At 42.1% G+C, this 23,477-nt stretch carries 23 protein-coding genes; 5 read left to right on the top strand and 18 right to left on the bottom strand.

Annotated features, from left to right (window positions below; genetic code table 11):
* Positions 1 to 44: 44 nt before the first annotated feature.
* Together ACJAZP_RS08115 and ACJAZP_RS08110 are read right to left on the bottom strand one after the other, a co-directional pair.
* On the bottom strand, positions 45 to 353 hold the full coding sequence (locus tag ACJAZP_RS08115; RefSeq protein WP_415230240.1) for a chaperone modulator CbpM: 309 nt from the start codon (positions 351 to 353) through the stop codon (positions 45 to 47).
* Between the two features lie 3 nt (positions 354 to 356).
* On the bottom strand, positions 357 to 1,292 hold the full coding sequence (locus ACJAZP_RS08110; RefSeq protein WP_415230239.1) for a DnaJ C-terminal domain-containing protein: 936 nt from the start codon (positions 1,290 to 1,292) through the stop codon (positions 357 to 359).
* Positions 1,293 to 1,559: 267 nt separating this feature from the next.
* Between ACJAZP_RS08110 and ACJAZP_RS08105 the strand changes: the two genes are divergently transcribed.
* Positions 1,560 to 4,037 (top strand): ATP-dependent Clp protease ATP-binding subunit, encoded by a 2,478-nt coding sequence (locus ACJAZP_RS08105; RefSeq protein WP_415230238.1) that lies wholly within the window; start codon positions 1,560 to 1,562, stop codon positions 4,035 to 4,037.
* A gap of 76 nt (positions 4,038 to 4,113) precedes the next feature.
* Here the strand turns inward: ACJAZP_RS08105 and ACJAZP_RS08100 are convergent, their stop codons facing one another.
* From ACJAZP_RS08100 to ACJAZP_RS08085, 4 genes are all read right to left on the bottom strand, one after another.
* Positions 4,114 to 4,677 carry a YceI family protein gene (locus tag ACJAZP_RS08100; RefSeq protein WP_415230237.1) on the bottom strand — a complete coding sequence of 188 codons (564 nt, stop codon included), beginning with the start codon at positions 4,675 to 4,677 and terminating at the stop codon, positions 4,114 to 4,116.
* A gap of 24 nt (positions 4,678 to 4,701) precedes the next feature.
* A complete protein-coding gene (locus tag ACJAZP_RS08095; protein ID WP_415230236.1) occupies positions 4,702 to 5,229 on the bottom strand; it encodes a cytochrome b in 528 nt (175 codons plus the stop codon).
* A 307-nt stretch (positions 5,230 to 5,536) separates the two neighbouring features.
* On the bottom strand, positions 5,537 to 6,169 hold the full coding sequence (locus ACJAZP_RS08090) for a glutathione S-transferase (RefSeq protein WP_415230235.1): 633 nt from the start codon (positions 6,167 to 6,169) through the stop codon (positions 5,537 to 5,539).
* Between the two features lie 197 nt (positions 6,170 to 6,366).
* Positions 6,367 to 7,356: a DUF2333 family protein gene (locus tag ACJAZP_RS08085; RefSeq protein WP_415230234.1), complete on the bottom strand. Its 990-nt coding sequence runs from the start codon at positions 7,354 to 7,356 to the stop codon at positions 6,367 to 6,369.
* 313 nt (positions 7,357 to 7,669) lie between these two features.
* Here ACJAZP_RS08085 and folA point away from each other — a divergent pair, with 313 nt between their 5' ends.
* Positions 7,670 to 8,161, top strand: a complete 492-nt coding sequence (gene folA, locus ACJAZP_RS08080; protein ID WP_415230233.1) for a type 3 dihydrofolate reductase — start codon at positions 7,670 to 7,672, stop codon at positions 8,159 to 8,161.
* Between the two features lies 1 nt (position 8,162).
* Here folA and ACJAZP_RS08075 read toward each other — a convergent pair whose 3' ends face one another.
* The 5 genes from ACJAZP_RS08075 to lptD form a co-directional block, all read right to left on the bottom strand.
* On the bottom strand, positions 8,163 to 8,993 hold the full coding sequence (locus ACJAZP_RS08075) for a symmetrical bis(5'-nucleosyl)-tetraphosphatase (protein ID WP_415230232.1): 831 nt from the start codon (positions 8,991 to 8,993) through the stop codon (positions 8,163 to 8,165).
* 2 nt (positions 8,994 to 8,995) lie between these two features.
* Positions 8,996 to 9,808, bottom strand: coding sequence for a 16S rRNA (adenine(1518)-N(6)/adenine(1519)-N(6))-dimethyltransferase RsmA (gene rsmA, locus ACJAZP_RS08070; protein WP_415230231.1), 813 nt, complete (start codon positions 9,806 to 9,808; stop codon positions 8,996 to 8,998).
* A 110-nt stretch (positions 9,809 to 9,918) separates the two neighbouring features.
* On the bottom strand, positions 9,919 to 10,905 hold the full coding sequence (gene pdxA, locus ACJAZP_RS08065; protein ID WP_415230230.1) for a 4-hydroxythreonine-4-phosphate dehydrogenase PdxA: 987 nt from the start codon (positions 10,903 to 10,905) through the stop codon (positions 9,919 to 9,921).
* Positions 10,905 to 12,224: a peptidylprolyl isomerase SurA gene (surA, locus tag ACJAZP_RS08060; RefSeq protein WP_415230229.1), complete on the bottom strand. Its 1,320-nt coding sequence runs from the start codon at positions 12,222 to 12,224 to the stop codon at positions 10,905 to 10,907. Before surA ends, pdxA begins: the two co-directional genes overlap by 1 nt.
* A gap of 10 nt (positions 12,225 to 12,234) precedes the next feature.
* Positions 12,235 to 14,592: an LPS assembly protein LptD gene (gene lptD / locus ACJAZP_RS08055; protein WP_415230228.1), complete on the bottom strand. Its 2,358-nt coding sequence runs from the start codon at positions 14,590 to 14,592 to the stop codon at positions 12,235 to 12,237.
* Between the two features lie 231 nt (positions 14,593 to 14,823).
* Here lptD and djlA point away from each other — a divergent pair, with 231 nt between their 5' ends.
* From djlA to dapD, 3 genes are all read left to right on the top strand, one after another.
* Positions 14,824 to 15,630, top strand: coding sequence for a co-chaperone DjlA (djlA, locus tag ACJAZP_RS08050; RefSeq protein WP_415230227.1), 807 nt, complete (start codon positions 14,824 to 14,826; stop codon positions 15,628 to 15,630).
* A complete protein-coding gene (locus tag ACJAZP_RS08045; protein ID WP_415230226.1) occupies positions 15,631 to 16,167 on the top strand; it encodes a DUF2937 family protein in 537 nt (178 codons plus the stop codon).
* Positions 16,168 to 16,334: 167 nt separating this feature from the next.
* Positions 16,335 to 17,363: a 2,3,4,5-tetrahydropyridine-2,6-dicarboxylate N-succinyltransferase gene (dapD, locus tag ACJAZP_RS08040; RefSeq protein WP_415230225.1), complete on the top strand. Its 1,029-nt coding sequence runs from the start codon at positions 16,335 to 16,337 to the stop codon at positions 17,361 to 17,363.
* A gap of 102 nt (positions 17,364 to 17,465) precedes the next feature.
* On the opposite strand, the gene ACJAZP_RS08035 is transcribed toward dapD, so the two are convergent.
* From ACJAZP_RS08035 to ACJAZP_RS08005, 7 genes are all read right to left on the bottom strand, one after another.
* On the bottom strand, positions 17,466 to 17,765 hold the full coding sequence (locus ACJAZP_RS08035) for a YciI family protein (RefSeq protein WP_415230224.1): 300 nt from the start codon (positions 17,763 to 17,765) through the stop codon (positions 17,466 to 17,468).
* Between the two features lie 2 nt (positions 17,766 to 17,767).
* Positions 17,768 to 18,337, bottom strand: a complete 570-nt coding sequence (locus ACJAZP_RS08030) for a septation protein A (RefSeq protein ID WP_415230223.1) — start codon at positions 18,335 to 18,337, stop codon at positions 17,768 to 17,770.
* A 61-nt stretch (positions 18,338 to 18,398) separates the two neighbouring features.
* On the bottom strand, positions 18,399 to 19,211 hold the full coding sequence (gene trpA / locus ACJAZP_RS08025) for a tryptophan synthase subunit alpha (RefSeq protein WP_415230222.1): 813 nt from the start codon (positions 19,209 to 19,211) through the stop codon (positions 18,399 to 18,401).
* Positions 19,211 to 20,398 (bottom strand): tryptophan synthase subunit beta, encoded by a 1,188-nt coding sequence (gene trpB / locus ACJAZP_RS08020; protein ID WP_415230221.1) that lies wholly within the window; start codon positions 20,396 to 20,398, stop codon positions 19,211 to 19,213. The genes trpA and trpB overlap by 1 nt, the downstream gene beginning before the upstream one ends.
* A gap of 50 nt (positions 20,399 to 20,448) precedes the next feature.
* Positions 20,449 to 21,858, bottom strand: coding sequence for a bifunctional indole-3-glycerol-phosphate synthase TrpC/phosphoribosylanthranilate isomerase TrpF (gene trpCF, locus ACJAZP_RS08015; RefSeq protein WP_415230220.1), 1,410 nt, complete (start codon positions 21,856 to 21,858; stop codon positions 20,449 to 20,451).
* Positions 21,852 to 22,874, bottom strand: a complete 1,023-nt coding sequence (trpD, locus tag ACJAZP_RS08010) for an anthranilate phosphoribosyltransferase (RefSeq protein WP_415230219.1) — start codon at positions 22,872 to 22,874, stop codon at positions 21,852 to 21,854. The genes trpCF and trpD overlap by 7 nt, the downstream gene beginning before the upstream one ends.
* Positions 22,875 to 23,477 carry an aminodeoxychorismate/anthranilate synthase component II gene (locus ACJAZP_RS08005; protein WP_415230218.1) on the bottom strand — a complete coding sequence of 201 codons (603 nt, stop codon included), beginning with the start codon at positions 23,475 to 23,477 and terminating at the stop codon, positions 22,875 to 22,877.

Here is a 23,477-nt window from a genome sequence, read left to right as displayed (position 1 = left end):
CAAATTTATTGACCAACAATGGCACTTCTCAAAGGTAAAATATTTTAGTGCTCCAGCAATGCAATTTTATTTCTCAGCGTTTCAACCTCTTCCAGCAATTCTAAAGCGAGGGCTGCGCCGGCAAGATTAACCCCGAGATCAGATTCCAGTCGTTGCACAATACGCACGCGGCGCAGACAGTATCCGCGGAATTGCCAATGCTGTTGATCGTTTTTAAGCGGCTCAATGACACCTTCTTCGACCAGTGTTAAAATCCACTCGACGGGCTTGCCGCAGGCATGGCTAAGTTCCTCCAGAGTGAAAATGGTACCTTCTTCAACAATCAGCCCTGATAATACGGTTTGTTTGATCATGTCCTATACCCCCATTTTAGATCTTGGGTTAAATGCCATCGTCTTTGCCATTTCTTGATAAAGTTTCCTGGCCGCTTCAGTGCTTGCTGGTGGTGTGACGATACTGAGGGTGACATAGATATCCCCGGCTGAATTACCGGGAATGCCTCGGCCTTTTAAGCGCAGCTTGCTGCCACTGTTTGATCCCGGTGAAATTTTAAGATCCACCACACCACTGGGAGTTGGAAGCTTTACCGTTGCCCCCAAGGCAGCTTCCCAGGGCGCCACTGGCAGTTGCATATGCAGGTCTTGTTTCTCGGGTCGGTAAAGGGGGTGCGGGTTAAAATGAACCTCCAGATAGAGATCTCCCTTTGCCCCTTTTCCCATACCGGGAGATCCCTGTCCGGAAAGACGAATCTGCTGCCCGTCTTTGATTCCCTTGGGAATTTTAATATTAAGAGTGCGATGGATGGTTTGCACCGTATTATGGTTGTCTAGTTCCTGCGTTTGCAGGTTAATACTGCGCGTTGCACCGTTAAAGGCATCTTCTAAGTTTACCTGTACTTTGGCATGGTGATCCGGCCCACGAGCATTAAACTGTGCACTCTGATTAAAATCGGTTTGTTGATCTTTATGGCCAAAAAACGCGTCAAAAAAATCGCTAAAAGCACTGCCATGGAGATCGCTAAATTCCCCGCGGTTAAACTCAAAATCTGAATTTTTGTCTGCTTGCTGCCAGGATTTTAAATTGGGATCTAAATGGTCGTAGGTTGCGCGTTTGTTGGGATCCTTAAGCACTTCATAGGCCTCGGCCACTTCTTTAAAGTTTGCTTCAGCTTGAGGTTCTTTGCTAATGTCCGGATGATATTTTCGTGCTAATTTGCGGTATGCGCGTTTGATATCCTCCTTTGAAGCATCACGCTTCAAACCCATTATTTTGTAATAATCTTTATATTCCATGATAGCGCTGCCTTATTGAAATTTTATCGAAAATTATTAGAAAATGGCGTGCAAAACAGCCTCGCTGATAGACAAGCTTAGTTAAATATTAGTCTGCATAATCTTATAGTCCAATCCTTAGGGTGGTGATTTAAGGGAGGATGATTCAAGCGCTTTAAAAAATAATAGTGCAGGGCTAATTAAGGATACTAGAATTACAGGTAAGGTATTTTCGGCGGATAGCTTGATAGTAAAAGTTTATGAAATCATAACCTAAGGAATTTTATTATGCCTGATTGGAATAACCCGGCGGCAAAAGGAGCCATGTTACATAATTATGTGCAGAAGAGTACCCAAAAAGTGATTGCCTGTTTGGAAGTCGCTTTTGCCGAGTTAGGCAGCTTAAGGCTGAACATATTGACGGCCGATTTTTTGCTGGTGGCATTACTTTCCCAGCCGGACAGTGAAGCACTTAAGGTTTTGAAAGAGTTACTCGCCGATGAAGATGATCCCGCATTACGTATCATTGGCCAGATAAGGCAAAACTACCCGCCTGCAAGTAACGTACAGGTGAAGCAAATTTTAGCTTCTCAAGAGATAGTTGAAGTGTTCCGGATTGCCTATGACGAGGCAAAAAACTTTGGCGATGAGTATATTGGTACGGGCACTTTATTTGTTGCTCTTTTTGATAAGAATGCAGGACCTGTTGCCGATATTTTGAGCAAAGAAGATTTTAGTGTTGAGCAGGCACGTCAGGCTCTAAAGCATATTAGAAAAGGCCATCAGCTTAATAGTCAAGATGCAGAAGGAAAACCTGATGTACTGGATATCTATACAAAAGATCTCACCGAGATGGCACGTAGAGGGGAGTTAGATCCGGTTATCGGCAGAGAGGAGGAGATCGAGTTGATTATCCAAACCTTGTCTCGGCGTAAGAAAAACAACCCCGCCTTGATTGGTGAACCGGGGGTGGGTAAAACGGTCATCGTTGAAGGTTTGGCACAACGGATTGTGGCTGCAGATGTGCCCGATAACCAACTAAATAAGCGTTTGCTGGCGCTGGATATGGGAGAGCTGGTGGCCGGGGCTTCGATGCGTGGTGAATTTGAGGAACGCTTGAAATCTGTCCGTGATGCGGTTATTGCGGCGGGAGGTAAAGTTATCCTGTTTATTGATGAGTTACATACTGTGGTTGGCGCTAATGCCGGATCCGGTGGTATTGATGCGCCCAGTCTGCTGAAGACCGCGCTGGCTCAGGGAACCCTGCAGGTTATCGGTGCAGATACTCTGGATGAATATCAAAAATATATAGAAGCAGATAAAGCCCTGGAGCGGCGTTTCCATCCGATTTTAGTCCGGGAGCCGAGTGTTGAGGAAACGATTGCTATTTTGCAGGGCGCGGCTCCGCGTTATGAAAAGCATCATGATGTTCATTATGCATTATCTGCATTTGAAGCTGCAGCGCGACTCTCCGAACGTTATATTGCAGATCGTTGTTTACCCGACAAGGCGGTTGACCTGATCGATGAAGCAGGCGCGCGTAAACACCTTCGTCTTACTGCTATTCCGCACAATTTACGGGATCTTGAACGCCAGCATCAGGGTTTGTTACACGATAAAACCGGCGCTTTTAATGAGCAAAATTTTGAACAGGTTGCTGCAACGCAGATGGAAATTTTAAAGATCGACCAGAAGCTTAAAGATGCCCGCAGTGATTGGCAGCAGGGGCGGGCCAAGGAAGACGCGATGGTGACACAGAATGATATTGCCGAAGTGGTGGCACGCTGGACGGGGATCCCGGTCGCGAGAATGGTAGAATCAGAATCGGAAAAACTGGCCAAAATGGAAGAGAAACTGCATCGGCGGATCGTCGGTCAGGATGATGCCGTGCGCGCCGTCGCTGATGCCATTCGTCGAAACCGTGCCGGTATTACAAATAGTCGGCGTCCGATTGGCTCATTCCTGTTCCTTGGCCCTACCGGTGTCGGAAAAACTGAACTCGCGCGCGCTTTGGCGGCCTTTTTATTAGATGATGAAACAAGAATAATCCGTCTGGATATGTCCGAGTACATGGAAAGACACGAAGTCTCGAAAATGATTGGCGCACCGCCGGGGTACATTGGTTACGGGGAAGGGGGGCAATTAACCGAACGTGTACGCCATAACCCCTATACGGTAGTTTTGCTAGATGAGATGGAGAAGGCGCATCCCGATGTCTTTAATATGTTACTGCAAATTCTCGAAGACGGGCAACTGACCGATGCTAAAGGGCGTAAGGTGTCCTTTCGTAATACCGTTATCATTGGCACTTCTAATCTTGGCACAGGGTCTCTCTCTCCTGACAAACGGCCGATCGGATTTATTCATTCGGATTCGCTAAACTATAAGGAGACCCAAGATTTGGTGATGCACGAAGTTAAGAAGTTCTTCAAACCGGAGTTTCTTAACCGGCTTGATGACATCATCGTTTTTCATTATTTAGAAAAAGATCATGTCCGTCAGATAGCCGAGATGTTTGTCGCTGAACTAGTCAAACGGATGAAGCTCAGGGGAATTGTGCTCGAAGTCGATAATGCGGTGATTGATAAACTCTCAGCAGACGGTTTTGATCCTATCTATGGTGCGCGGCCCTTAAGGCGTGAAGTGGAACGCCAGATAGAAAATGTATTAGCGATGAAAATTGTGCAAAACGAATTCTCAGATAACTGCCGGGTTGAGGTTAAAATGGAGGACAAGAAGATAGTTTTTATTACAGAGCAGAAGTGATTGGAGATGGTAAAACAACTACAAAGATGAATAAATAAATGGCAAACCTTTGCGGGTTTACCATTTTTAAGTAAGCTTACTGACGCACGCCTTCAACGTTTAATTGCATGTCCACATAACTTGCAGGGCCCATTACCTGAATCCCAAAGTCGACAAGTTGTAAACGTGTAGTGCCTTGAAAACCTACGCGATATCCGCCCCAGGGATCTTCTCCTGCACCAATAAAGTTAGCATCAATAGTGACAGGTTTAGTGATTCCGTGCAGTGTTAAATTACCCTTAACAGCTAAACTGCCATCGGCATTTTTAGTGACTTTTTGGCTGACAAATTTTGCCTCGGAAAATTTTCCGGCATTAATAAAGTCGTCACTTTTAATATGCTTGTCACGCTCAGCATGGTTTGAATCGAGGCTGCTGGTATCGACGTTTACGGTTATTTCAGACGCTTCAACATTAGATTCGTCAAAACTAAATTGACCATCAAAATTGTTAAAACGACCCTGAATAAAGCTGTAACCTAAGTGGCTTACTTTAAAATTGATTGAAGCGTGTGCTGTATCAATTTTATAGTCAGCGGCGTTGGCGAAGGTTGGCATGAACAGCGCAGTGCTGAGTGCAGCTGCGATAAGTGATTTTTTCATTATGTCTTCCTATTCGAGTTTAAGTTAAAGCATTTTCTTGAGTGTATTGTCTTTGTTAATAAAGTGATGTTTTAGGGCCGCTAAGGCGTGCAAAGCGGCTAAGCCAATCAATGTAAATGCCAGATAGTAATGAACAATACCGGCAATATCTTCCTGGTTTTCAATAAATGAGCCGAAACCGGGTACGGAAAACCAATTAAATACGGCGATCGCACGACCATCAGCCGTTGAAATCAGGTAGCCCGCAATAAAAATAGTGAACAATAAAAGGTAAAGCGTGAAATGGGCTATTTTAGCTGCTTGTATTTCCCATTTTTCACCTTCAATTTTGGGATGGACGGTTAACAGTTTCCAGACAAGCCGCAGCAGGGTCAGGGCAAACAAACACAGGCCAACTGATTTATGTATGTAGGGAGCTGTATTATACCACTCACTGTAATAACCAAGATCAACCATCCACAAGCCTAAACTGAATAAACCAATAATCAGCAGGGCTGAAATCCAATGCAGGAGTCTAGCGATGCGATTATATTTTTTAATTGCTTGCGACATTTGCTGCCCTTTTAAACATGATGTTAACAAGGTGTTAATTAAGTGATTTAATTGTAGGTTATATCGCTAATAATAAAATAGATAGGAAAAACTGGTTTTTAAACTGATTTTTAAAATAGTGTTTTTGATAGTCTGCCACTTAAGCCTTTTTTTAAAAGGCTTAAGTATCAAAGTGATGAAAGAATAATTTTCGTTGTCAGAACCCGCCGATTGAGAATACTCAATCATCACTCTTCTGCCTGGTGTCTTATTCCTTATCGACTTGCTGAAACCTGTATATTGTGAATATAGACAGATCTCACAAAGTTTACGGAAAGCTAATTGGTTGCTCTGATTCAAGCCAGGTTGGGTATTTGTTCATCACCGATGTAAATAATTGAGAGTTGAGAAACTCAGCTAACCAGGCCTTTACAAGCGGATAGGGGCTTTGCTCAAACCACTCTTTATCAACGCCGGAAAATTGCCGTATAAAAGGTAAGATGGCCATATCGGCAAGGCTGATATGCTGGCCGAAAAGATAAGGATTGTTGCCAAGACGATTTTCTAACTGCATTAAAAAGTCTTCTGTCTGCTCGCGGTAATAAAGCGCTGAGTATTCGGGAAAACGGTCCGCATATTTGTACTTATCGAGCCACTCTTTAAATTCAAAATCATTTTCATCAATCAAATTTAACATCTCAATTAAATTGCCCTGTAACCAGCCCTTTGGATCGTGCTCTACCAGCGCCCAAACCATAATATCTAAACTTTCATCCAGGACAGTTCCATCGGACAGTTGCAAAACAGGAACCGTGCCTTTGCTTGACAGCGCCAGCATTTCTGGTGGTTTATTTTTAAGTATTATTTCACGTAAAAAAACAGACTGAGAACTGACAGCTAAAGCTAAACGGGCACGTATTGCGTAGGGACAGCGGCGAAATGAATATAACGTATTGGTCATATATACCTCGAGTATAAGAAAAGTGAATGGTGAATCTTTTATGATTAATTTTTTTCTAAAAAAGTTGCATAGCTTCACATAACAAAAGAACCAATAAACTGCTTGAATATTATTCGCGATAAATCAGCCGCTTCGGGAATTCAGCACAGAAACGGCCATGCTCAAATTAGATCCAGTATGACCGAGGCGAGCTGTTTTTACCCTTGCTCTAATAAACGACGCAGATCGATCAATGCCGCGTTGGCGCGCGATACATAATTTGCCATCACTAATGAATGGTTTGCTAATAGACCAAAGCCACTGCCATTTAAAATAACCGGACTCCAGACAACTTCCTGCGTTGATTCTAAGTCTCTAATGATCTGTTTTAAACTGACTTGTGCATTTTTCTTTTCCAAGACATCGGCAAAATCCACCTCGACGGCTTTCAAAAAATGCAAAATAGCCCAGGTTGCACCGCGACTCTCATAAAACACATCATCAATTTGAAACCAGGGCGTTTTTATTTGCGTCTGCTGTGCGGTTTCGGTGGATTGCTTGGCACTGGGATCTCCCGCTAAAGCGGTGTTATAACTGTCTTGCCCGACGCTTAAGCTTAAGCGTTGGGAAATAGATCCTAAACGTTTTTCCACCGCCCGTAACCAGGCATTTAAATTATCAGCTCGAGTATAAAATTGTGCGTCAGTTTGATCCTTTGCAACTAAACGTGCCCGATAATTCACCAGAGAGACGATGGCTTGACGGTACTCACTTTCCGCACTGGGTAGCGCCCAGTTTTTGTGCGAAATGTTGATTTTTTCCTGTGCACTTTCTAAATCTTTATCGCCAGTTGACTGGGACTGTGAGCGGCTAAAATCTAAACGCATGACTAATGCTAAATCTCTTACCTGCTCGAGAACACCGTATTCAAAAGCCGGCATATTATCCATGAATAATCCCGGTGGTGTGACATCATTTGAAAAAAAGCCACCCGGTTTGTCAATTAACCAGCTTGTGACATCGATTAAAGTGGTGGTGGTTGTATAACCAGGGACTATTTTCTGGTTATTTATTTTGGCTGTTGCGATCGCTTTATTTTTTACATCATAGGTGGCCGGGAGTAATCCCCACCAAATTGATACTAACCACAATATAAAAACGATGCTCGCCAGGCTGGTAAAAATTATTTTTTTTACTGAAATCGTCATATTAGTCCCTAATCTTGGTATCCGTAAAAATATTTTAAATGGTTAATCAAGCAATAACAAGAGCTTAAGATTTTAGTGTCGAGTTTATATAAAGATTAATAATATTAAATCCCTCATTAGATACACTACCTAGGCACGGGGTAAAGGCATTAAATAAGGCATTTATTGCTGTAGGTTGCTTTAATTATAGAAAATAGTAGCAGAGATATTGATGACAAAATTAACAACCTTAACAGAATAGCGCCACTAGAAAGATTAATTGTAGCGGTATTATATGGTAATCTTCCCGCAAAATAGTTGAACAGGGTGAGTTATGAAAATTTCAATGATTGTTGCGATGGCGGAAAACAGGGTAATTGGTTTGGATAATAAAATGCCATGGCATTTACCTGCTGATTTAATGTTTTTTAAACGTGTTACATTAGGTAAACCGATTATTATGGGGCGAAAAACCTTTCAGTCCATCGGGCGGCCGTTACCCGGCAGAAAAAACATAGTTTTAAGCCGTGATCAAAATCTTCGCATCGACGGGGTTTGCTGCGTGCAAACCGTTGAGCAGGCACTGGCACTTGTGCAGGATTGTGATGAAGTGATGGTGATCGGCGGGGCGACGATTTATGAGCGGTTTTTACCACAGGCTAGCCGTTTGTATATTACTTTTATTGATTTAAAAACAGCGGGGGACACGCACTTTCCCGATTATAAAATGATCGCTAACTGGCAAGAAATACAAAAAGAAGCGCACCAGAGCGATGCGCAAAACAGCTGTAATTATCAGTTTGTTACATTAGATCGAATAAACTGATTTATTTACCGTGGACTTCAGGATGTTGGCAAGCAACCGAAAATATTTTTTTATCTTGCCAACGTAACATACTCAGTTTATTTCCCCAGACACAGCCGGTATCTAAAGCATACAGCCCCTTTCTAATCTCTCTACCCGATAACGAGGCCCAATGACCAAAAACTATGCCACTGCTATGATCCAGAGTATTAATATCAAACCAGGGTTTAAGGACTGAGCTATCGGTTTGCTCCGGAGCCAGTTTGTTATAAAATTCCAATGATCCGTCTAACAGGCAATAACGCATTCTGGTCAATACGTTAATGATAAAACGTAAGCGCTCAACACCCTGTAAATTATCATTCCATGTGGCTGGGTGGTTGCCGTACATGTTTTTAAGCAGCGTTTTAAAGTCATTACTGTGTAAAATGCTTTGCACTTCTTGGGCATAACCTTGCGCTTGTGCAATAGTCCACTGGGGAGATATGCCCGCATGAACCATCACAAAGTTAAATTCAGGGTGACGCAGAAAAAGCGGCTGTAACCGCAGCCAGGTCAGTAACTCATCACAGTCTGGCGCGTTTAATAATGCACTTAATTTATTACTTTCCTTATCACTGTGAATGCCTTGATGGATGGCCAACAGGTGCAGATCGTGATTACCCAGTACCACCTTGGCACTGTCGCCTAAGCTTTTAATAAAACGTAATGTTTGCAGTGATTTTGGACCCCGTCCGACAAGATCCCCGGTCAGCCAAAGCTGATCTTTATTTTTTTCAAATTGCGCCACTTCAAGCAATGCTTGCAGTTCATCGAAGCAGCCGTGAACATCACCTACTATATAGGTGGCCATTTTTATTTATCTTCCTTTAAATCATATAGATAATTGGCAATATTAACGTATTCTTCAACGCTGATATTTTCTGCCCGTTTGGTTGTGTCAATACCAATCTCTTGTAACTGTTCAATACTTAACAAATCACGCAAACCATTACGAATGGTTTTACGACGTTGATTAAATGCCATTGAACAAACCTGGGTGAGATATTTTAAGTTTTTAGCTACAAAGGGAGGAGTATCATAGGGCTCTAAACGTACTACTGCTGAATCAACCTTAGGCGCTGGTATAAAAGCCGTCGGTGGCACTTCTAATACAGGAATAACCCGGCAATAATATTGCGCCATGACGGTTAAACGTCCGTAGGCTTTACAGTCAGGGCCTGCACAGAGACGATTAACCACTTCTTTTTGGAGCATAAAATGCATATCGGAAATTTTGTCTGCATATTCAAACAGATGAAACATCAGCGGCGTTGAGATGTTGTAAGGTAAGTTACCAAAAACGCGCAGTGGTTTTTCTGCAGTGGCTAATTGCCCAAAATCAAACTGCATCGCATCGGCCTGGGTGATGTTTAATTTATCGCCTAATACCGGGTGCTCTGCTAAACGAGCGGCCAAATCTCTATCGAGTTCTATCACATTTAAGCATTTTACTTTGCTTGCAACGGGCTCTGTTAGTGCGCCTAATCCCGGACCTATTTCAACGATATTGTCTTCCCATTGCGGTGCAATAGCCGCAACTATCGAGTCAATGATGTAATGATCGTGGAGAAAGTTTTGTCCAAAACGTTTACGCGCGGTATGACCTAAGTGTGTTTTATCATTCATGTGTTTTTTGCCTTGTTGCTTATACCAAAATATTAATTAATTGTTCTGCTCGAGGCTAGCGAGTAAAGTTAACCGGCAAAACAGAACGGATATTTAATGATCTTGGTTTATTATTTATTGGTACTCTGAATCATCGTAATGGCTTCATTGACTGCGCATAACAAGCTGTTTGGATCTGCTTTACCCGTGCCAGCTAAATCTAAGGCAGTACCGTGATCCACAGAGGTGCGGATAAAGGGCAGGCCTAAGGTGATATTGACTGATTTTCCAAATCCTTTATATTTTAAAACAGGTAAGCCTTGATCATGATACATGGCTAAAACCGCATCCGCATCTGCTAAATATTTTTCCTGAAACAGTGTGTCTGCCGGCAGGGGACCGATTAAGTTGATCCCTTCTGTCCGTAATTTCTCTAATGTTGGCTCTATGGTATCAAGCTCTTCTCGGCCCATATGACCACCTTCACCTGCGTGAGGGTTCAAACCACAGACATAAATACGGGGATGCTTGATGGCGTATTTTGTTTGTAATTCTTGATTTAGTATGTGAATTATTTTAGTTAAACGCGACTCGGTAATAGCGGCGGAAACATCCGCTAAAGGCAGATGCGTTGTCACTAATGCCACACGCAGGCCGGTTGTGGCTAACATCATGACCACCAGTTCGACACTTGCCTGTTCAGCAAAAAATTCAGTGTGACCACTGAAAGCAACGCCCGCATCATTAATAATCGCTTTATGCACAGGTGCTGTGACAACTGCCGCAAATTCTCCGGACAGGCAGCCGCGGCTTGCAAAGGCCAGGGTATTCAAAACAAATTGCGCATTTAGGGTGTTTAATTTTCCTGCTTCAACGGGCGCCTGGAGGTTAATATGCGCCACTTTTAAGGTGCCAATCTGATTAGCTTCGGCTGCTATCAACGGATCATAATCAAGCAATGTCACCTGTTCATTTAGCTGTGAAGCACGTTCAGCTAATAAGGTTTTGTCTGTACAAATAATTAATTCTACAGGCCAGGCCTGCTTAGCAAGTTGCAGAATTAAATCCGGACCAATACCGCCCGGTTCCCCGGCGGTGATAATTAAACGCTTTACCATTATTGTTTCTCAATAATATAATTTGGATTATTTATTTTAATATAAGCTTCTTGACGTATTTCATTCATCCAGGCATAAACTTCTGCGGGAAAGCGCTGCTGAAATAACAAGCTGTAAGCTTTCTGTTTGGTCGCCTGCTCGGTGGTATCTGATTTACGTTTACCCATTACTTCGAGAATGTGCCAACCATGCATAGTACGAAACGGCTGGCTGATTTCACCAACGGGCAAAGAGAGCGCTAATTGTTTAAACTCAGGAACATACATACTGGGATCTGCCCAGCCTAATTGACCCCCTTTAACGGCTGAACCGGGATCTTGAGAATACTCCCGCGCCAGTGCTGCAAAGGATTTTTTACCGCTAATAATATCCTGACGGTAACCCGCCAATAATTTTTGTGCTTTATCATCGCTGAGAATGATATTAGATTTAATCAAAATATGTCGTGCATTGACTTCAACGGTCATTACATTTTGGGCACCTTTTTTATCTATTATCTTAATAATATGAAGGCCAAGGTCGGATTTAAACGGACCTATTATATCCCCTTTATTAGTCTGCTGTTCATTAAATACGTCTGCAAATAAAGTGGGCATTTCATTGATCGTTCTCCATCCCCAGTTACCCCCTTCGGTGGCTTTTGGTCCTTGAGAGTTAAGCAGTGCTAACTGTGATGCATCGGCTCCCTGTTTGAGCTGTTTAAGCAGATCCTGTGCCTTTTTTTCAACCGCCTGTTGCTGGGCTGCGGAACTCTCTTTGTCTAATTTAAAAAGAATATGCACAAAATTAAATTGGGTATTTTTTTGTCCCTCGGCATTAAGGCGTTTTACCATTTGTTCAACTTCTTGATCAGAAATACTAATACGGCGGCGAACCTCAATTTGACGAACTTCATTAATGGTCAATTCATCACGGAGAGTTTCCACAAATGCCGCATAATTTTTGCCCTGTTTTTCCATTTTCGCCTGCAGCTGTTCGCTAGTCAGACCGTCTTTTTCAGCGGTTTGCTGTACCGTTTGTTGAACTTGCGCATCGTTTATGCGTAATCCGATACGCTCTGCAATTTGCAGCTGTAAACGGTCAGTGATTAACTTATCAAGGATCTGCTTGGTTAATTTATCGCCAGTGGGTAGCGTTTGATCGCTATTTTTATAACGCTCTTGAATTTCAAGTTGCGTGCGCTGTAAATCACTGCTTAAAATAACCTCTTGATTAACAACCGCTTCTATTTTGTCTAACGGTATTTTCTCGGCAAATACCTGTGTTGCGCTTAAAGACGCAAAAAGTAAAGGCAGGATAATATTCTTGATAACTTTCATTTTATTTCCATTATTGTAAGTAAAAAGGTCGACCGTAATCAAATAAACTTTCACTAGCAGAACTAACCCCAACACCACCTAAACCGGTTAATTCAAAATTTAGTGTCAGACTTTGTTCGCTTTCATAATCATCTTTTATTGAATCTTCATCACCATAATATGAGTCCATGTAGCGATCGTAGGATAAGCTGATTGCCCAACAGCATGATTGGTATTTTACACCAACCAGACTCTCGTAAGCGTGATTGTAATCTACATCATAATAGTAACTGGCATAAGAGGTCCATTGTGAATTGATTGACCAATTAACTTTAGTCCCCAACTGGTTAATTTTTATGTCCCAGTCATCATCTTCCTGATTTGCATAATAACGGTAGTTTAATTGTGCAAAGGTATTAGTACTCCAACGTTTCTCCAGCGTGAAATTGGAGCTGGTAAATTCACCCTGATCGGAATCAAATGCGAATCCAGTATGGAAAAAATAATCATTTTCAAAATTAATATCTAACTCTCCGATAAGCGAAGAGCGACTCGCGGTATTCTCATCGTTATCGTCATCGTCATCGTAATCTGGTACATAGGTTTGCGAAGGCGTAAAATAATAATTTTGACCCAGCGCGAAGCGTACTTTCTTTTTGCCCTGCGGGTTAATAAAACTACTGGAAACACCAAAGGTTATCTGATTCGCATCTGAAATCCGGTCATATCCCGAAAATCTATTGTCACGGAATAAACCGTAATAATCGACTTCCATCTCCGTACTGTCATAAATGCCGATGGCGGATTGATCCTGGTAGGGAACATATAAATACTGAATTTGCGGTACCAGTGTTTGTTTGTACTCTCCATCTCCCATTGAGAATGAACGTTCAAAATTTACCCCTGAATGAATTTTGAACGAAGGCAGATAACGGGTAGCCGTTTCGCTTAGATCATCGTATTTAGTGGCGTCGCTTATATCTTGCTGATAATAGCTCAGCATGTACTTAAGCTCAGTATTAACAAACAGCGAATTATAATATAAAGGCAGGGATAGTTTAGGCTCTAAATGGACACGGGTACCAGTGTAAACCGTTGAGTCACTGTGGGCGAATTTAGAAATTTCGGAGTACCAATCTAATTGTAAACCACGATAATTAAGGGGTTGATAAGCACTGAATGCAAGTTTAGGCAGCAGTTCGTGCGGTATGTTGTCATCATCTAATATTTGGAAGCTTCTGACCTCTAACTCACTGTTCCAGTTGTTTTCAACATATTTTAAATTAGCGGTCTGTAATAACTGGTTATCACTTCGAGTACCATAATCAGTAGAAATATCCGTAAAATAGTACTCATCGCTGACGCGATTATAATCTGCGTTAAATTGCCAGTTATTAGCAAAATTTACGTTATGGTCCCAATGGAATAGATAACGGTTTTCTTCACGAATTTTATCATCGCCTAAATATTCTGTTTGTATTGTACCGCTGCCGACATCAAACAGATAACGATATTGAGCCGCTAGTAATGTACCTCTATTTTGCATATAGGTTGGCGTAATAGTAGCGTCCATGTTTTCAGCAATATTAAGATACAAGGGTTGGTTGACCGTAAAACCGTTGGTGCTGGTGTATTCGAAACTTGGAAATAAAAGACCCGTTTTACGTTTATCCGAAATTGGGTAAGTAATATAAGGCAGGTAAAAAACCGGGACATTTTTTATTTTTAGTATCGCGTTATAAGCTGTGGCGGTGTCGGCTTTATTGTCGATATAAAGTGTTGTCGAATCAATGGACCAGGTATTATCTCCAGGCGGACAAGCGCTATAGGAAGAGTTATTCAGCTCATATAAACCTTCACCGTTATCATAAACTTTAACGGCATCGCCACGCCCTCCCCGACCGTGAAATTGATAATCAGTCTGGTACAAAGAGGTTTTATTGTCGGCGAGTTGTCTTTCGATTACGTCTGCTGACAAAGTAACTTGACCATTATTGAAATTTACGTTGCCTTCGGCAATGATCCTTTCCTGTTCAAGGTAATAAGTTAACTTATCTGCACTTAGATTTTTATCCCCCTGGGTGAGATTTACATCTTCTTCATAGACTAATCGACTCGGAACAGCATATAATTTCTGCGCATCAATATTAATAGGTTGTTGTTCAATCGGCAGCGGATTAGGATCCGCGATGATAGAGGGCACTTGAGCATAACACTGACGGAAAAAAAGTTCCGTCTCATTTTCTTGAACTGCAGGTGCTTGTTCTAAGGTTGACGTCTTATTTGTTACAGCATAGGGTTGTGCGCTTTCTTTTTCTGCCACGGATTCTTCTGCTGAATGTGCAAATAAAGGTAAGAAAAAGAGTAATGAGGGTAATATTTTTAACATGAATAGCTCACAAATATTGCTTAGAAATTAAAAACGCTAAGCTAAAATAAAATAAAGTAAAATAGATCTCGCCATAATAGAACAAACTTGTCCGAGCTCCAATCTTTGTTGCTTATAAATATGTTAAAGTTCTGTATTTCAGGTGGAAAATAGGCAAACTAAGCAATAGTTAAGCACAATAAACAAAATATTGATTCTTTCTCTTTCTAATAAACAAGGTATTGTAAGGTTATGCGCATTTGGGGAAAACTACTCGGCGGATTTTTCGGTTTTATGTTTGGTAATATTTTTGGCATGTTGCTGGGTATCTGGTTGGGACATCGTTTTGATCGTGCTATGACCACTAACTTCAGTGCTCAAAACAGTTTGTTTGGTAATGCCGCAAGCAGTCAGGAACGGCAAAAAATATTTTTTAATGCTACTTTTTCTGTGATGGGACACGTTGCCAAAGCAAAAGGACAGGTAACACAAACCGATATACAAATTGCTAACGCCTATATGGACCAAATGCGTCTGCAGGGGGCAGCCAGAGAGCGCGCCCAAGCTTCTTTTTCACAGGGCAAAGACGCGCAGTTTTCACTTCAAGAGACGCTTTCTGAGTTTACTCAGATGGTGCGCGGGGAACGCAACCTGCTGCAAATGTTTTTGGGTATTCAGGTGCAGGTTGCTTATTCTGACGGCATACTCGATGAGAATGAAAAAACTATCTTATATAATATTGCCCAGCAGTTAGGTTTTTCAAGGTTCGAGCTGGAACGTTTATTACAGATGATGGAAGGTCAGCAACATTTTCACCAAGGTCAGCAGCAACAAACCCAAAAGGCTAATGAAGGAGACTCTTATAAAGTACTGGGCGTTGAAAAAATTGCCACGGATAAAGAGATTAAGCGCGCCTATCGAAAACTGATGAGCCAGCATCATCCTGATAAGTTGGCATCTAAAGGGCTGCCAGAAGAGATGATGACTTTAGCCAAAGAAAAAGCACAGAATATCCAACGTGCCTATGAGACACTGCGCAGTTCACGGGGATTTAAGTAAGTGTTGATAGCGCTTTTACGGCGTTACTGTTTAAAGCTAGTCTTTGCATTGACGCTGTTATTGGGGCTGCAGATTCCCAATTTTTTGCAGCAGTATGAAATACGTTTAGATGGTCATTATATTGAAGCAAAAAATCATTTACTGGAGTATCAAAGGGTTGCCGATCGTCACTTCGCGGGTGATCTGCAAGCTCTGGTAACAAAACACCTCAACAGTGATGAAAAATTTGTCCAGGATGAAGCCTTTGTTATCAAAAATCTATTTAACCGTTTTAATGAGCTGCAGGCGCAAAAAGACCGCTTAAATGCACCGCTTTTAGAACGCCTGCTGTTTTTAGCCGGGCAGTTAAAGTCGCCCCTGTTCAGGGAAACGCAAAACAGCTATAACGCTGAAATAGTCCTCAATAAAAATGCGATCAGCGTGGGTTTGGTCTTTGCACTGATCTGTTCTCTATTATTAGAATTGCTGTTTTTTATCTCAGCTTTGCTGGCCAACAAAGTCTTCTTTTGCCGTTCGAAAATAACACCTCGCCAGTGAGCGGCTGACTGACCTTATTAATTTATTGTTATTTTCCCTCTATAGCCAAATCAGTTGCCGATGCGGATTGCTGCATCTTTAACTGATTTGGCTATAAATCTGTAATCCACATCTTGATTATGATTTAATAAAACACTATATTGATTTTTTAAAATGGAGTTATATTAATGTCGACTTTTGCACTTGCTTTTGGCACAGCCACAAAAAACCGCGATCAAAAAATTATTGAAGCTTTCTTTCCTAACCCAATCTTAAACCCAAGTGATGATCTGGTTTCTGTTATTGGTGCTATCACAGGTTATGAGCAGGGTAATGAAGTTATTGAAATAAAAGCTGAAATGTCTGAACATTTAGCTGCTGCTTTCAACGGTGCTAATGATAGCGCAAATGCCGATTTTGCAACTGCAGCGGCAAAATCAAGTCAACCTTTAGTCTTAGTTATTCTGGCAACCGATGATGCGCCAAAAAGTGTTGCCGAAGGTTACCTGAAGCTGCAGCTTATCTCGCATCGTTTAGTTAAACCTCACGGTTTAATTTTAGACGGGATTTTTGGTATCCTGCATAATATTGCCTGGACTAACCAAGGCGCCATCGATATCGCCGAATTAGCTGACCGCCAGATACAAGCGCGTTTGAACGGTGAAACACTCAGCGTTGATTGTGTTGATAAATTTCCTAAAATGGTCGATTACATTGTTCCAAGTGGTGTCCGTATTGCCGATACTTCTCGCGTACGTTTGGGCGCCCATGTTGGTCAAGGCACCACGGTAATGCATGAAGGCTTCATTAATTTTAATGCCGGTACAACGGGCGTGAGCATGGTTGAAGGCCGGATTTCTGCGGGTGTTATGGTTGGCGAAGGCAGCGATATCGGCGGCGGGGCATCTATTATGGGGACTCTAAGCGGTGGTGGTAAAATGATTATCTCGATCGGAGAAAACAGTTTATTAGGTGCTAATGCAGGTTTGGGGATTCCACTTGGAAATCGTTGTACTATTGAGTCCGGATTATACCTAACAGCAGGTTCAAAAATAAAACTGCTTGATAATAAAGGTAAAGAAGCGGGTTATGCCAAGGCACGTGAACTTGCCAATAAAGATGATTTACTTTTCCGCCGTAATTCAATGACCGGACAGATTGAATGTTTAGTGAATAAAAGTGCGGTTGAGTTGAACAGTATGCTGCATTCAAACTAATCTAAGATGATAAATATTTTCATGAGAAATTTTTTATAGAAAAACTTTTTATAGAAAAAAGAAAGGGACTCAATTGAGTCCCTTTTTTGTTAGGTTAATTACCTAAGGTAATACTTTTTTAAAGGGTTTGACGATAACCTTTTTATAGACTCCGGCGGCCACGTAAGGATCCGCATCTGCCCAGCTTTGTGCTGCTTCTAAATTATCAAACTCCGCAATAACAGTGGAACCGCTAAAACCTGCATCGGCAGGATCTTCGCTATCAATAGCGGGCATCGGACCTGCTACAAACAAACGGTCCTGTTCATTTAATTGTTGCAAGCGGGCAATATGTGCAGGGCGTGCCCGTTGGCGCATGGTTAAACTGTTTTCCACATCCAGTGAAAAAATAACATATAACATTTCTATTCCTCTGATTTTTTATCGGCAGATAACTTTTTTTCTGCCGTTGCAGGTAAGTATTTATAGATATAAATACCGCTTAAAAGCGTAAATGCCAGGGTAATTGCCAGTAAGCCAAAGACCTTGAAATTAACCCAAATCTCCTGTGATAAGCTAAATGCAACATACACATTGACAGCCGATAATACGGCAAAAAACACTGCCCAGGCGATATTAAGATTACTCCATATATTGGCAGGCAGGCTAATTTCTTTACCCAGCATCTGTTTGATAATCGGTTTTTTATAAACAAACTGGCTAACCAGTAACGCTCCACTAAATAATGCATATACTACAGTCACTTTCCATTTAATGAATGCATCATCGTGTAAAACCAGCGTTAAGGTGCCAAATACCAGCACCATGACGAAGGTAATTACATGCATTTTCTCAACTTTACCATTTTTGTAATAGTTAAAAGCGAGCATTAAGCCCATGGAGATCATTAATGATCCCGTTGCGATATAAATATCTGTCATCTTAAAGACCACAAAAAAGATAATCAGCGGAATAAATTCAAAAAATTGTTTCATGTGCTTTCCTATTATAAAAACTGCAAAGTCACTTTAAAGTAAGCGCTGCATTTTCACCAGTTTATTTTTTATCGGTGGCGGCTTTCATTTTGCTGATAAATTCAGCCATCTTAGAAAGCAGTTTATCAGGGTTATCTTGGTTTTTTTCGATTATTTTAACCACTGCTGAACCTGAAATTGCGCCGGCAGCGCCCAGTTTTATTGCTTCACCTACCTGCTCTGGTGTGGAAATCCCAAATCCCAGCAGTGACGGCGGCGCATTATATTTATTTAATGTCGCTAACATATGATCAACGGGCATGCCTGCCTTTGCATGTCCGCCGGTAACGCCGGCACGACTTAATAAATAAGTATAACCTTGTCCGTATTCAGCCACTTTTTGTAATGTTTCCTGATCGCCATTGGGTGGTGCAATAAATATCTGGTGAATGGCAAATTTTTCAGCAGCAGCGCGGTAAGGTGCACTTTCTTCCAGTGGCACATCAGCTATTAGTATAGAATCGACACCTGCTTTAGCACAACGTTCATAAAAATTTTCAATACCATTTCGATAAACAAGATTCACATACAATAATAGACCAATGGGAATGGTCGGATGCTTATGACGAATTTGTGCAATAATTTCCAGACAGCTATCCGGTGTCGCACCGGCATCTAACGCGCGAACAGAGGCATCCTGAATAACCACACCATCGGCGACAGGATCTGAAAAGGGGATCCCTAACTCCAAGGCGTCCGCGCCAGCGTTAACTAAAGTATCAATTATTTTCAGAGAGAGGGCGCGATTAGGATCACCAACAGTCACAAAAGGAACAAATGCGCCCTTATTTTCAGTTTTAAGGCGGGTAAATAAAGCCTGATAACGTTTGCTCATTAGAGAGTTCCTCTTTCTTCAAAAATTTTAGCAACGGTAAAGATATCTTTATCGCCACGCCCGGATAAATTAACAATAATAATTTGCTCCTTATCATGGTGTTTAATCAGTTTTAATGCGTGGGCTAATGCGTGAGCCGACTCAAGGGCGGGAATAATGCCTTCGTTTAAAGAAAGGGCCTGGAAAGCGTCCAGTGCTTCATCATCGGTTGCGTAAACATATTGCGCGCGTCCTGTTTCTGCAAGGTGCGCGTGTTGCGGGCCAACGGACGGAAAATCAAGTCCGGCAGAGAGTGAATAAGACTCTTTAACCTGGCCATGTTGGTCCTGCATCATTAAGGAATGCATGCCAAAGAAGATACCTTTTGAACCGTAGGAGATCGGGCAGCCATGCTCTCCGCTTTCAATACCGTGTCCACCCGGCTCAACCCCAATTAATTCAACCGTTGGATCGTCTATAAAATCATTGAAGATGCCGATGGCGTTAGAACCACCACCTACACAGGCGATTACTTTATCGGGTAATACACCCTCTTTTTTTAATACCTGCTGTTTGGCTTCTTCACCAATTATTTTCTGGAATTCGCGTACGATAGTTGGAAAAGGGTGCGGACCCGCCGCGGTGCCCAATAAATAATGCGCAGTATCATAACTGCCAGCCCAATCTCGCAATGCTTCATTACAGGCATCTTTTAGTGTTGATGAACCAGAATGAACCGGAATCACTTCCGCGCCCATTAAACGCATTCGAAATACATTGGGTTTTTGACGTTCACAATCCACCGCACCCATATACACGCGGCATTTCAGTCCGAGTAACGCACAAGCTAATGCCGTTGCTACACCGTGTTGTCCGGCACCCGTTTCTGCAATAATTTCTTTTTTGCCCATGCGTTTAGCAAGCAGTGCCTGCCCTAAAACCTGATTGGTTTTATGGGCGCCGCCGTGGAGCAAATCTTCACGTTTAAGGTAAAGTTTGGTTTTTTTACCTTTAGTCAGATTGCGGCATAATGTTAAGGGCGTCGGGCGACCGGCATATTCGGTTAGTAATTCAGACAACTCTGCTATAAATTCAGGATCTGTTTGCGCTTTTACAAATTCAGCTTCTAACTGCTTTAATGCCGGTACCAGAATTTGAGGGACAAACATGCCACCAAACTGTCCGAAATAAGGATTTAGTTTTTCCATTTTTATTAACCTTTTATTTTATATAAGGTGTTTCCACCTTAGAATAATTCTTAGCGTTGCAGATAATGCGCTATTGCCGTAAATGCGGCGTTTAATTTTTGCGGATCTTTTTTACCGGGTGCAGATTCTACGCCTGAATTGAAATCTAAGCCTGCGCAGCCTATTAAACAGGCTTGCTGAGCATTTTCAGGGGTTAAACCACCGGCCAGTATGATCTTGCTTTTAATCTCACTGCTTAGACCCGCCAGCAATGCCCAGTCAAAGGCGCGACCAGTGCCACCGGTTTGTTCACCAACACGGGTATCCAAAATGTGCTTTTGAACATTAAATTTTTCAAAATCAGGTAAATGATCGATCACGCCATGGGCTTTCCATATTTCGCATTTCTCCGGCAACAAAGCACGCAACGTTTTAATGTATTTGGGATTTTCATCACCGTGTAATTGTACTGCCGCTAATCCTAACTGCTTAACGGTATAGCAGATTAATTCCGGGTTTTCATTTTGAAAAACGCCCACGTATAATAGCGGTGCGCCGAGCATCACTAAACGCGCTTCCTCCATATCCACAAAACGCTTTGATTTTTCAACAAAGATTAAACCGCCATAAACTGCGCCCGCTTTATAAGCATCTGCAGCCGCTCTTGCATGGGTTAAACCGCAAACTTTGTTATTGCCTAAAATTAACTGTCTGCAGGCTCTGTCAATATTGGGTTGGCTCATAATTGAGCTGCCGACTAAAAAACCATTGGCATATTTACTCAGTTGTTTAACCTGGTTATGGTGATAAATACCCGATTCAGAAATGACAATGCGGTCTGCGGGGGTTTTAGCCGCAAGTTGCTTAGTACGATTTAAATCAATGCTTAGATCACGCAAGTTACGATTATTAATGCCAATTATTTTTGCATTTAGTGCAATGGCACGTATTAGCTCGCGCTCATTACTGACTTCCGTTAATACTCCCATATTAAGACTGTGCGCGGTATCGCGATAAGCCTGATAGGCATCATCATCTAAGACAGAAAGCATCAATAATATTGCATCAGCTTGATAATAGCGTGCCAGATAAATTTGGTAGGGATCAATAATAAAATCTTTACAGATCACCGGTTGAGAAACTTGCTCGCGGACTTTACTGATATATTCAAAGTCACCTTGAAAATATTTTTCATCGGTGAGCACCGAGATGGCGCTGGCATAATTTTTGTAGGTACCAGCAATCAGGTCCAAATCAAACTCTTTGCGGATTAATCCGTGTGATGGGGAGGCTTTTTTACACTCTAAAATGAAGACGGTTTCCGGTTTATCCAAGGCATCATAAAAATAGCGATCACTCTCAGTTATTTTATCTTTGAAGCTTATTAGAGGTTGTTTTTGCTGACGTGCTTTTACCCACTCTATCTTATCCGTGACAATTTTCCCAAGAATAGTATCCTCCAGGCTTTTATCATTTAACATTGGCTTCGCTCCGCAAGTTCTTTTAATAGTTGTAATGGTTTACCGGTTAACATCATTTCCAGCGCTTGTTTTGTGCCCTCTTTAAAGTTATCGGCTTTACCGTTTAATACCAGTAAAGCAGAAACATTAACAGCCACGGCCGACTGCTGGGCATCGCTGCCTTGACCTTGTAATATTTTTTCAATGATGCTTTTGTTTTCTACAGGATCGCCACCAATAATGGCTTCGACAGGATAACGTTGAACGCCAAAATCTTCCGGTGTTAAGCTATATTCTTTAATTTCGCCATTGATAAGCTCTGCTACTTGCGTTTCACCGTGTATTGCTATTTCATCCAGGCCGCTGCCATAAACCACCATAACGCGCTGCATTCCTAGTTGTTTATGCACTTCTGCAATAGGTTTTAGCAGTTCAGGCGCATACACTCCCATTAATTCAAATTGCGGGCGAGCAGGATTGATTAACGGGCCAAGCAGATTAAAAATAGAACGGGTTTTTAACGCCGCGCGTACCGGTGCTGCAAAACGCATTCCCGCATGATATTGCGGAGCAAATAAAAAGCAGATATTTAAATCATCTAAACACTGGCGCGCCCGTTGTGCACTCATATCTAAGTTAAGGCCAAAAGCTGCCAGTAAATCCGATGAGCCGGATTTACTGGAGACACTGCGGCTGCCATGTTTGCATACTTTTAGACCGCAGGCAGCAGCAACAAAGGCACTGGCGGTGGAAATATTGATTGTGCCTAAACCGTCCCCGCCGGTGCCGACGATATCGGTAAAGTCATAATCCGGACGCGGAAAAGGTTTTGCCTGTGCAAGCAGGGCATTTGCGGCACCGGTAATCTCCTGTGGTGTTTCACCCTTCATTTTTAAAGCCGTTATCAGCGAGGATAATATAATAGGATCAACTTCGCCTTGAACAACCAGCTCAAAGAATGCCTGGCTTTGTTCACTGCTCAGTGATTTAGCGGCGTATAACTGTTCTAAAATTTGCTGTATGTTGAAATCATTCATTTAACTCTTCCCCGTGACTAAATTTAAACTGCTCTCTAATAGTTTTGCACCTTCGCAGGTTAAAATAGATTCCGGATGAAATTGAAAACCTATTACTCGGTCTGCTTTATTATAAACGGCCATACACATGCCGTTAAAATGTGCCACGACCTCGAGTGATGGTGGTACAAAGGTGCCGATTAAGGAATGATAACGGGCAACGGAAAGCGGCTGGCTTAAACCGTTGAACATTCGGTCAGCACAATGCTCGATTAAGGATGACTTGCCGTGCATAATTTGATCTGCCTGGCCGACTGTGCCGCCGTACTGCTGAATAATTGCCTGATGGCCTAAGCACACGCCAATCATCGGAATTTGTCCTCTGCATAAAGCAATCAATTCAATCAGGCAACCTGCCGCACTCGGCGTGCCGGGGCCCGGTGAAAGAATTAAAACCGCGTCATTTTCACAAGCATCAATATGCGCCTTAATCTGCGCGGCGGGTATATTATTACGGTAAATTTTGACCGGATAACCCAATGCCTTAAATTGATCCACCAGGTTATAGGTAAAAGAGTCAAAATTATCCAGAAAAAACAGTGTTTGTTTTTGAGTGATCTGCAT

This window comes from Psychromonas sp. (genome assembly GCF_047632955.1).
GTDB lineage: Bacteria > Pseudomonadota > Gammaproteobacteria > Enterobacterales > Psychromonadaceae > Psychromonas.
This window is presented reverse-complemented; position numbering and strand designations above follow the sequence as displayed.

Coding starts and splice junctions, on each gene's coding strand:
- ACJAZP_RS08095 (WP_415230236.1), bottom strand. CDS start 5,229: ATGTCGCAAGCAATTAAAAAATATAATCGCATCGCTAGACTCCTGCAT.
- ACJAZP_RS08115 (WP_415230240.1), bottom strand. CDS start 353: ATGATCAAACAAACCGTATTATCAGGGCTGATTGTTGAAGAAGGTACC.
- folA (WP_415230233.1), top strand. CDS start 7,670: ATGAAAATTTCAATGATTGTTGCGATGGCGGAAAACAGGGTAATTGGT.
- ACJAZP_RS08110 (WP_415230239.1), bottom strand. CDS start 1,292: ATGGAATATAAAGATTATTACAAAATAATGGGTTTGAAGCGTGATGCT.
- ACJAZP_RS08030 (WP_415230223.1), bottom strand. CDS start 18,337: ATGAAACAATTTTTTGAATTTATTCCGCTGATTATCTTTTTTGTGGTC.
- pdxA (WP_415230230.1), bottom strand. CDS start 10,905: ATGGTAAAGCGTTTAATTATCACCGCCGGGGAACCGGGCGGTATTGGT.
- trpD (WP_415230219.1), bottom strand. CDS start 22,874: ATGAATGATTTCAACATACAGCAAATTTTAGAACAGTTATACGCCGCT.
- ACJAZP_RS08035 (WP_415230224.1), bottom strand. CDS start 17,765: ATGTTATATGTTATTTTTTCACTGGATGTGGAAAACAGTTTAACCATG.
- trpCF (WP_415230220.1), bottom strand. CDS start 21,858: ATGTTAAATGATAAAAGCCTGGAGGATACTATTCTTGGGAAAATTGTC.
- ACJAZP_RS08005 (WP_415230218.1), bottom strand. CDS start 23,477: ATGCAGATCACTCAAAAACAAACACTGTTTTTTCTGGATAATTTTGAC.
- djlA (WP_415230227.1), top strand. CDS start 14,824: ATGCGCATTTGGGGAAAACTACTCGGCGGATTTTTCGGTTTTATGTTT.
- ACJAZP_RS08075 (WP_415230232.1), bottom strand. CDS start 8,993: ATGGCCACCTATATAGTAGGTGATGTTCACGGCTGCTTCGATGAACTG.
- ACJAZP_RS08085 (WP_415230234.1), bottom strand. CDS start 7,356: ATGACGATTTCAGTAAAAAAAATAATTTTTACCAGCCTGGCGAGCATC.
- lptD (WP_415230228.1), bottom strand. CDS start 14,592: ATGTTAAAAATATTACCCTCATTACTCTTTTTCTTACCTTTATTTGCA.
- ACJAZP_RS08105 (WP_415230238.1), top strand. CDS start 1,560: ATGCCTGATTGGAATAACCCGGCGGCAAAAGGAGCCATGTTACATAAT.
- dapD (WP_415230225.1), top strand. CDS start 16,335: ATGTCGACTTTTGCACTTGCTTTTGGCACAGCCACAAAAAACCGCGAT.
- rsmA (WP_415230231.1), bottom strand. CDS start 9,808: ATGAATGATAAAACACACTTAGGTCATACCGCGCGTAAACGTTTTGGA.
- surA (WP_415230229.1), bottom strand. CDS start 12,224: ATGAAAGTTATCAAGAATATTATCCTGCCTTTACTTTTTGCGTCTTTA.
- trpB (WP_415230221.1), bottom strand. CDS start 20,398: ATGGAAAAACTAAATCCTTATTTCGGACAGTTTGGTGGCATGTTTGTC.
- trpA (WP_415230222.1), bottom strand. CDS start 19,211: ATGAGCAAACGTTATCAGGCTTTATTTACCCGCCTTAAAACTGAAAAT.
- ACJAZP_RS08100 (WP_415230237.1), bottom strand. CDS start 4,677: ATGAAAAAATCACTTATCGCAGCTGCACTCAGCACTGCGCTGTTCATG.
- ACJAZP_RS08090 (WP_415230235.1), bottom strand. CDS start 6,169: ATGACCAATACGTTATATTCATTTCGCCGCTGTCCCTACGCAATACGT.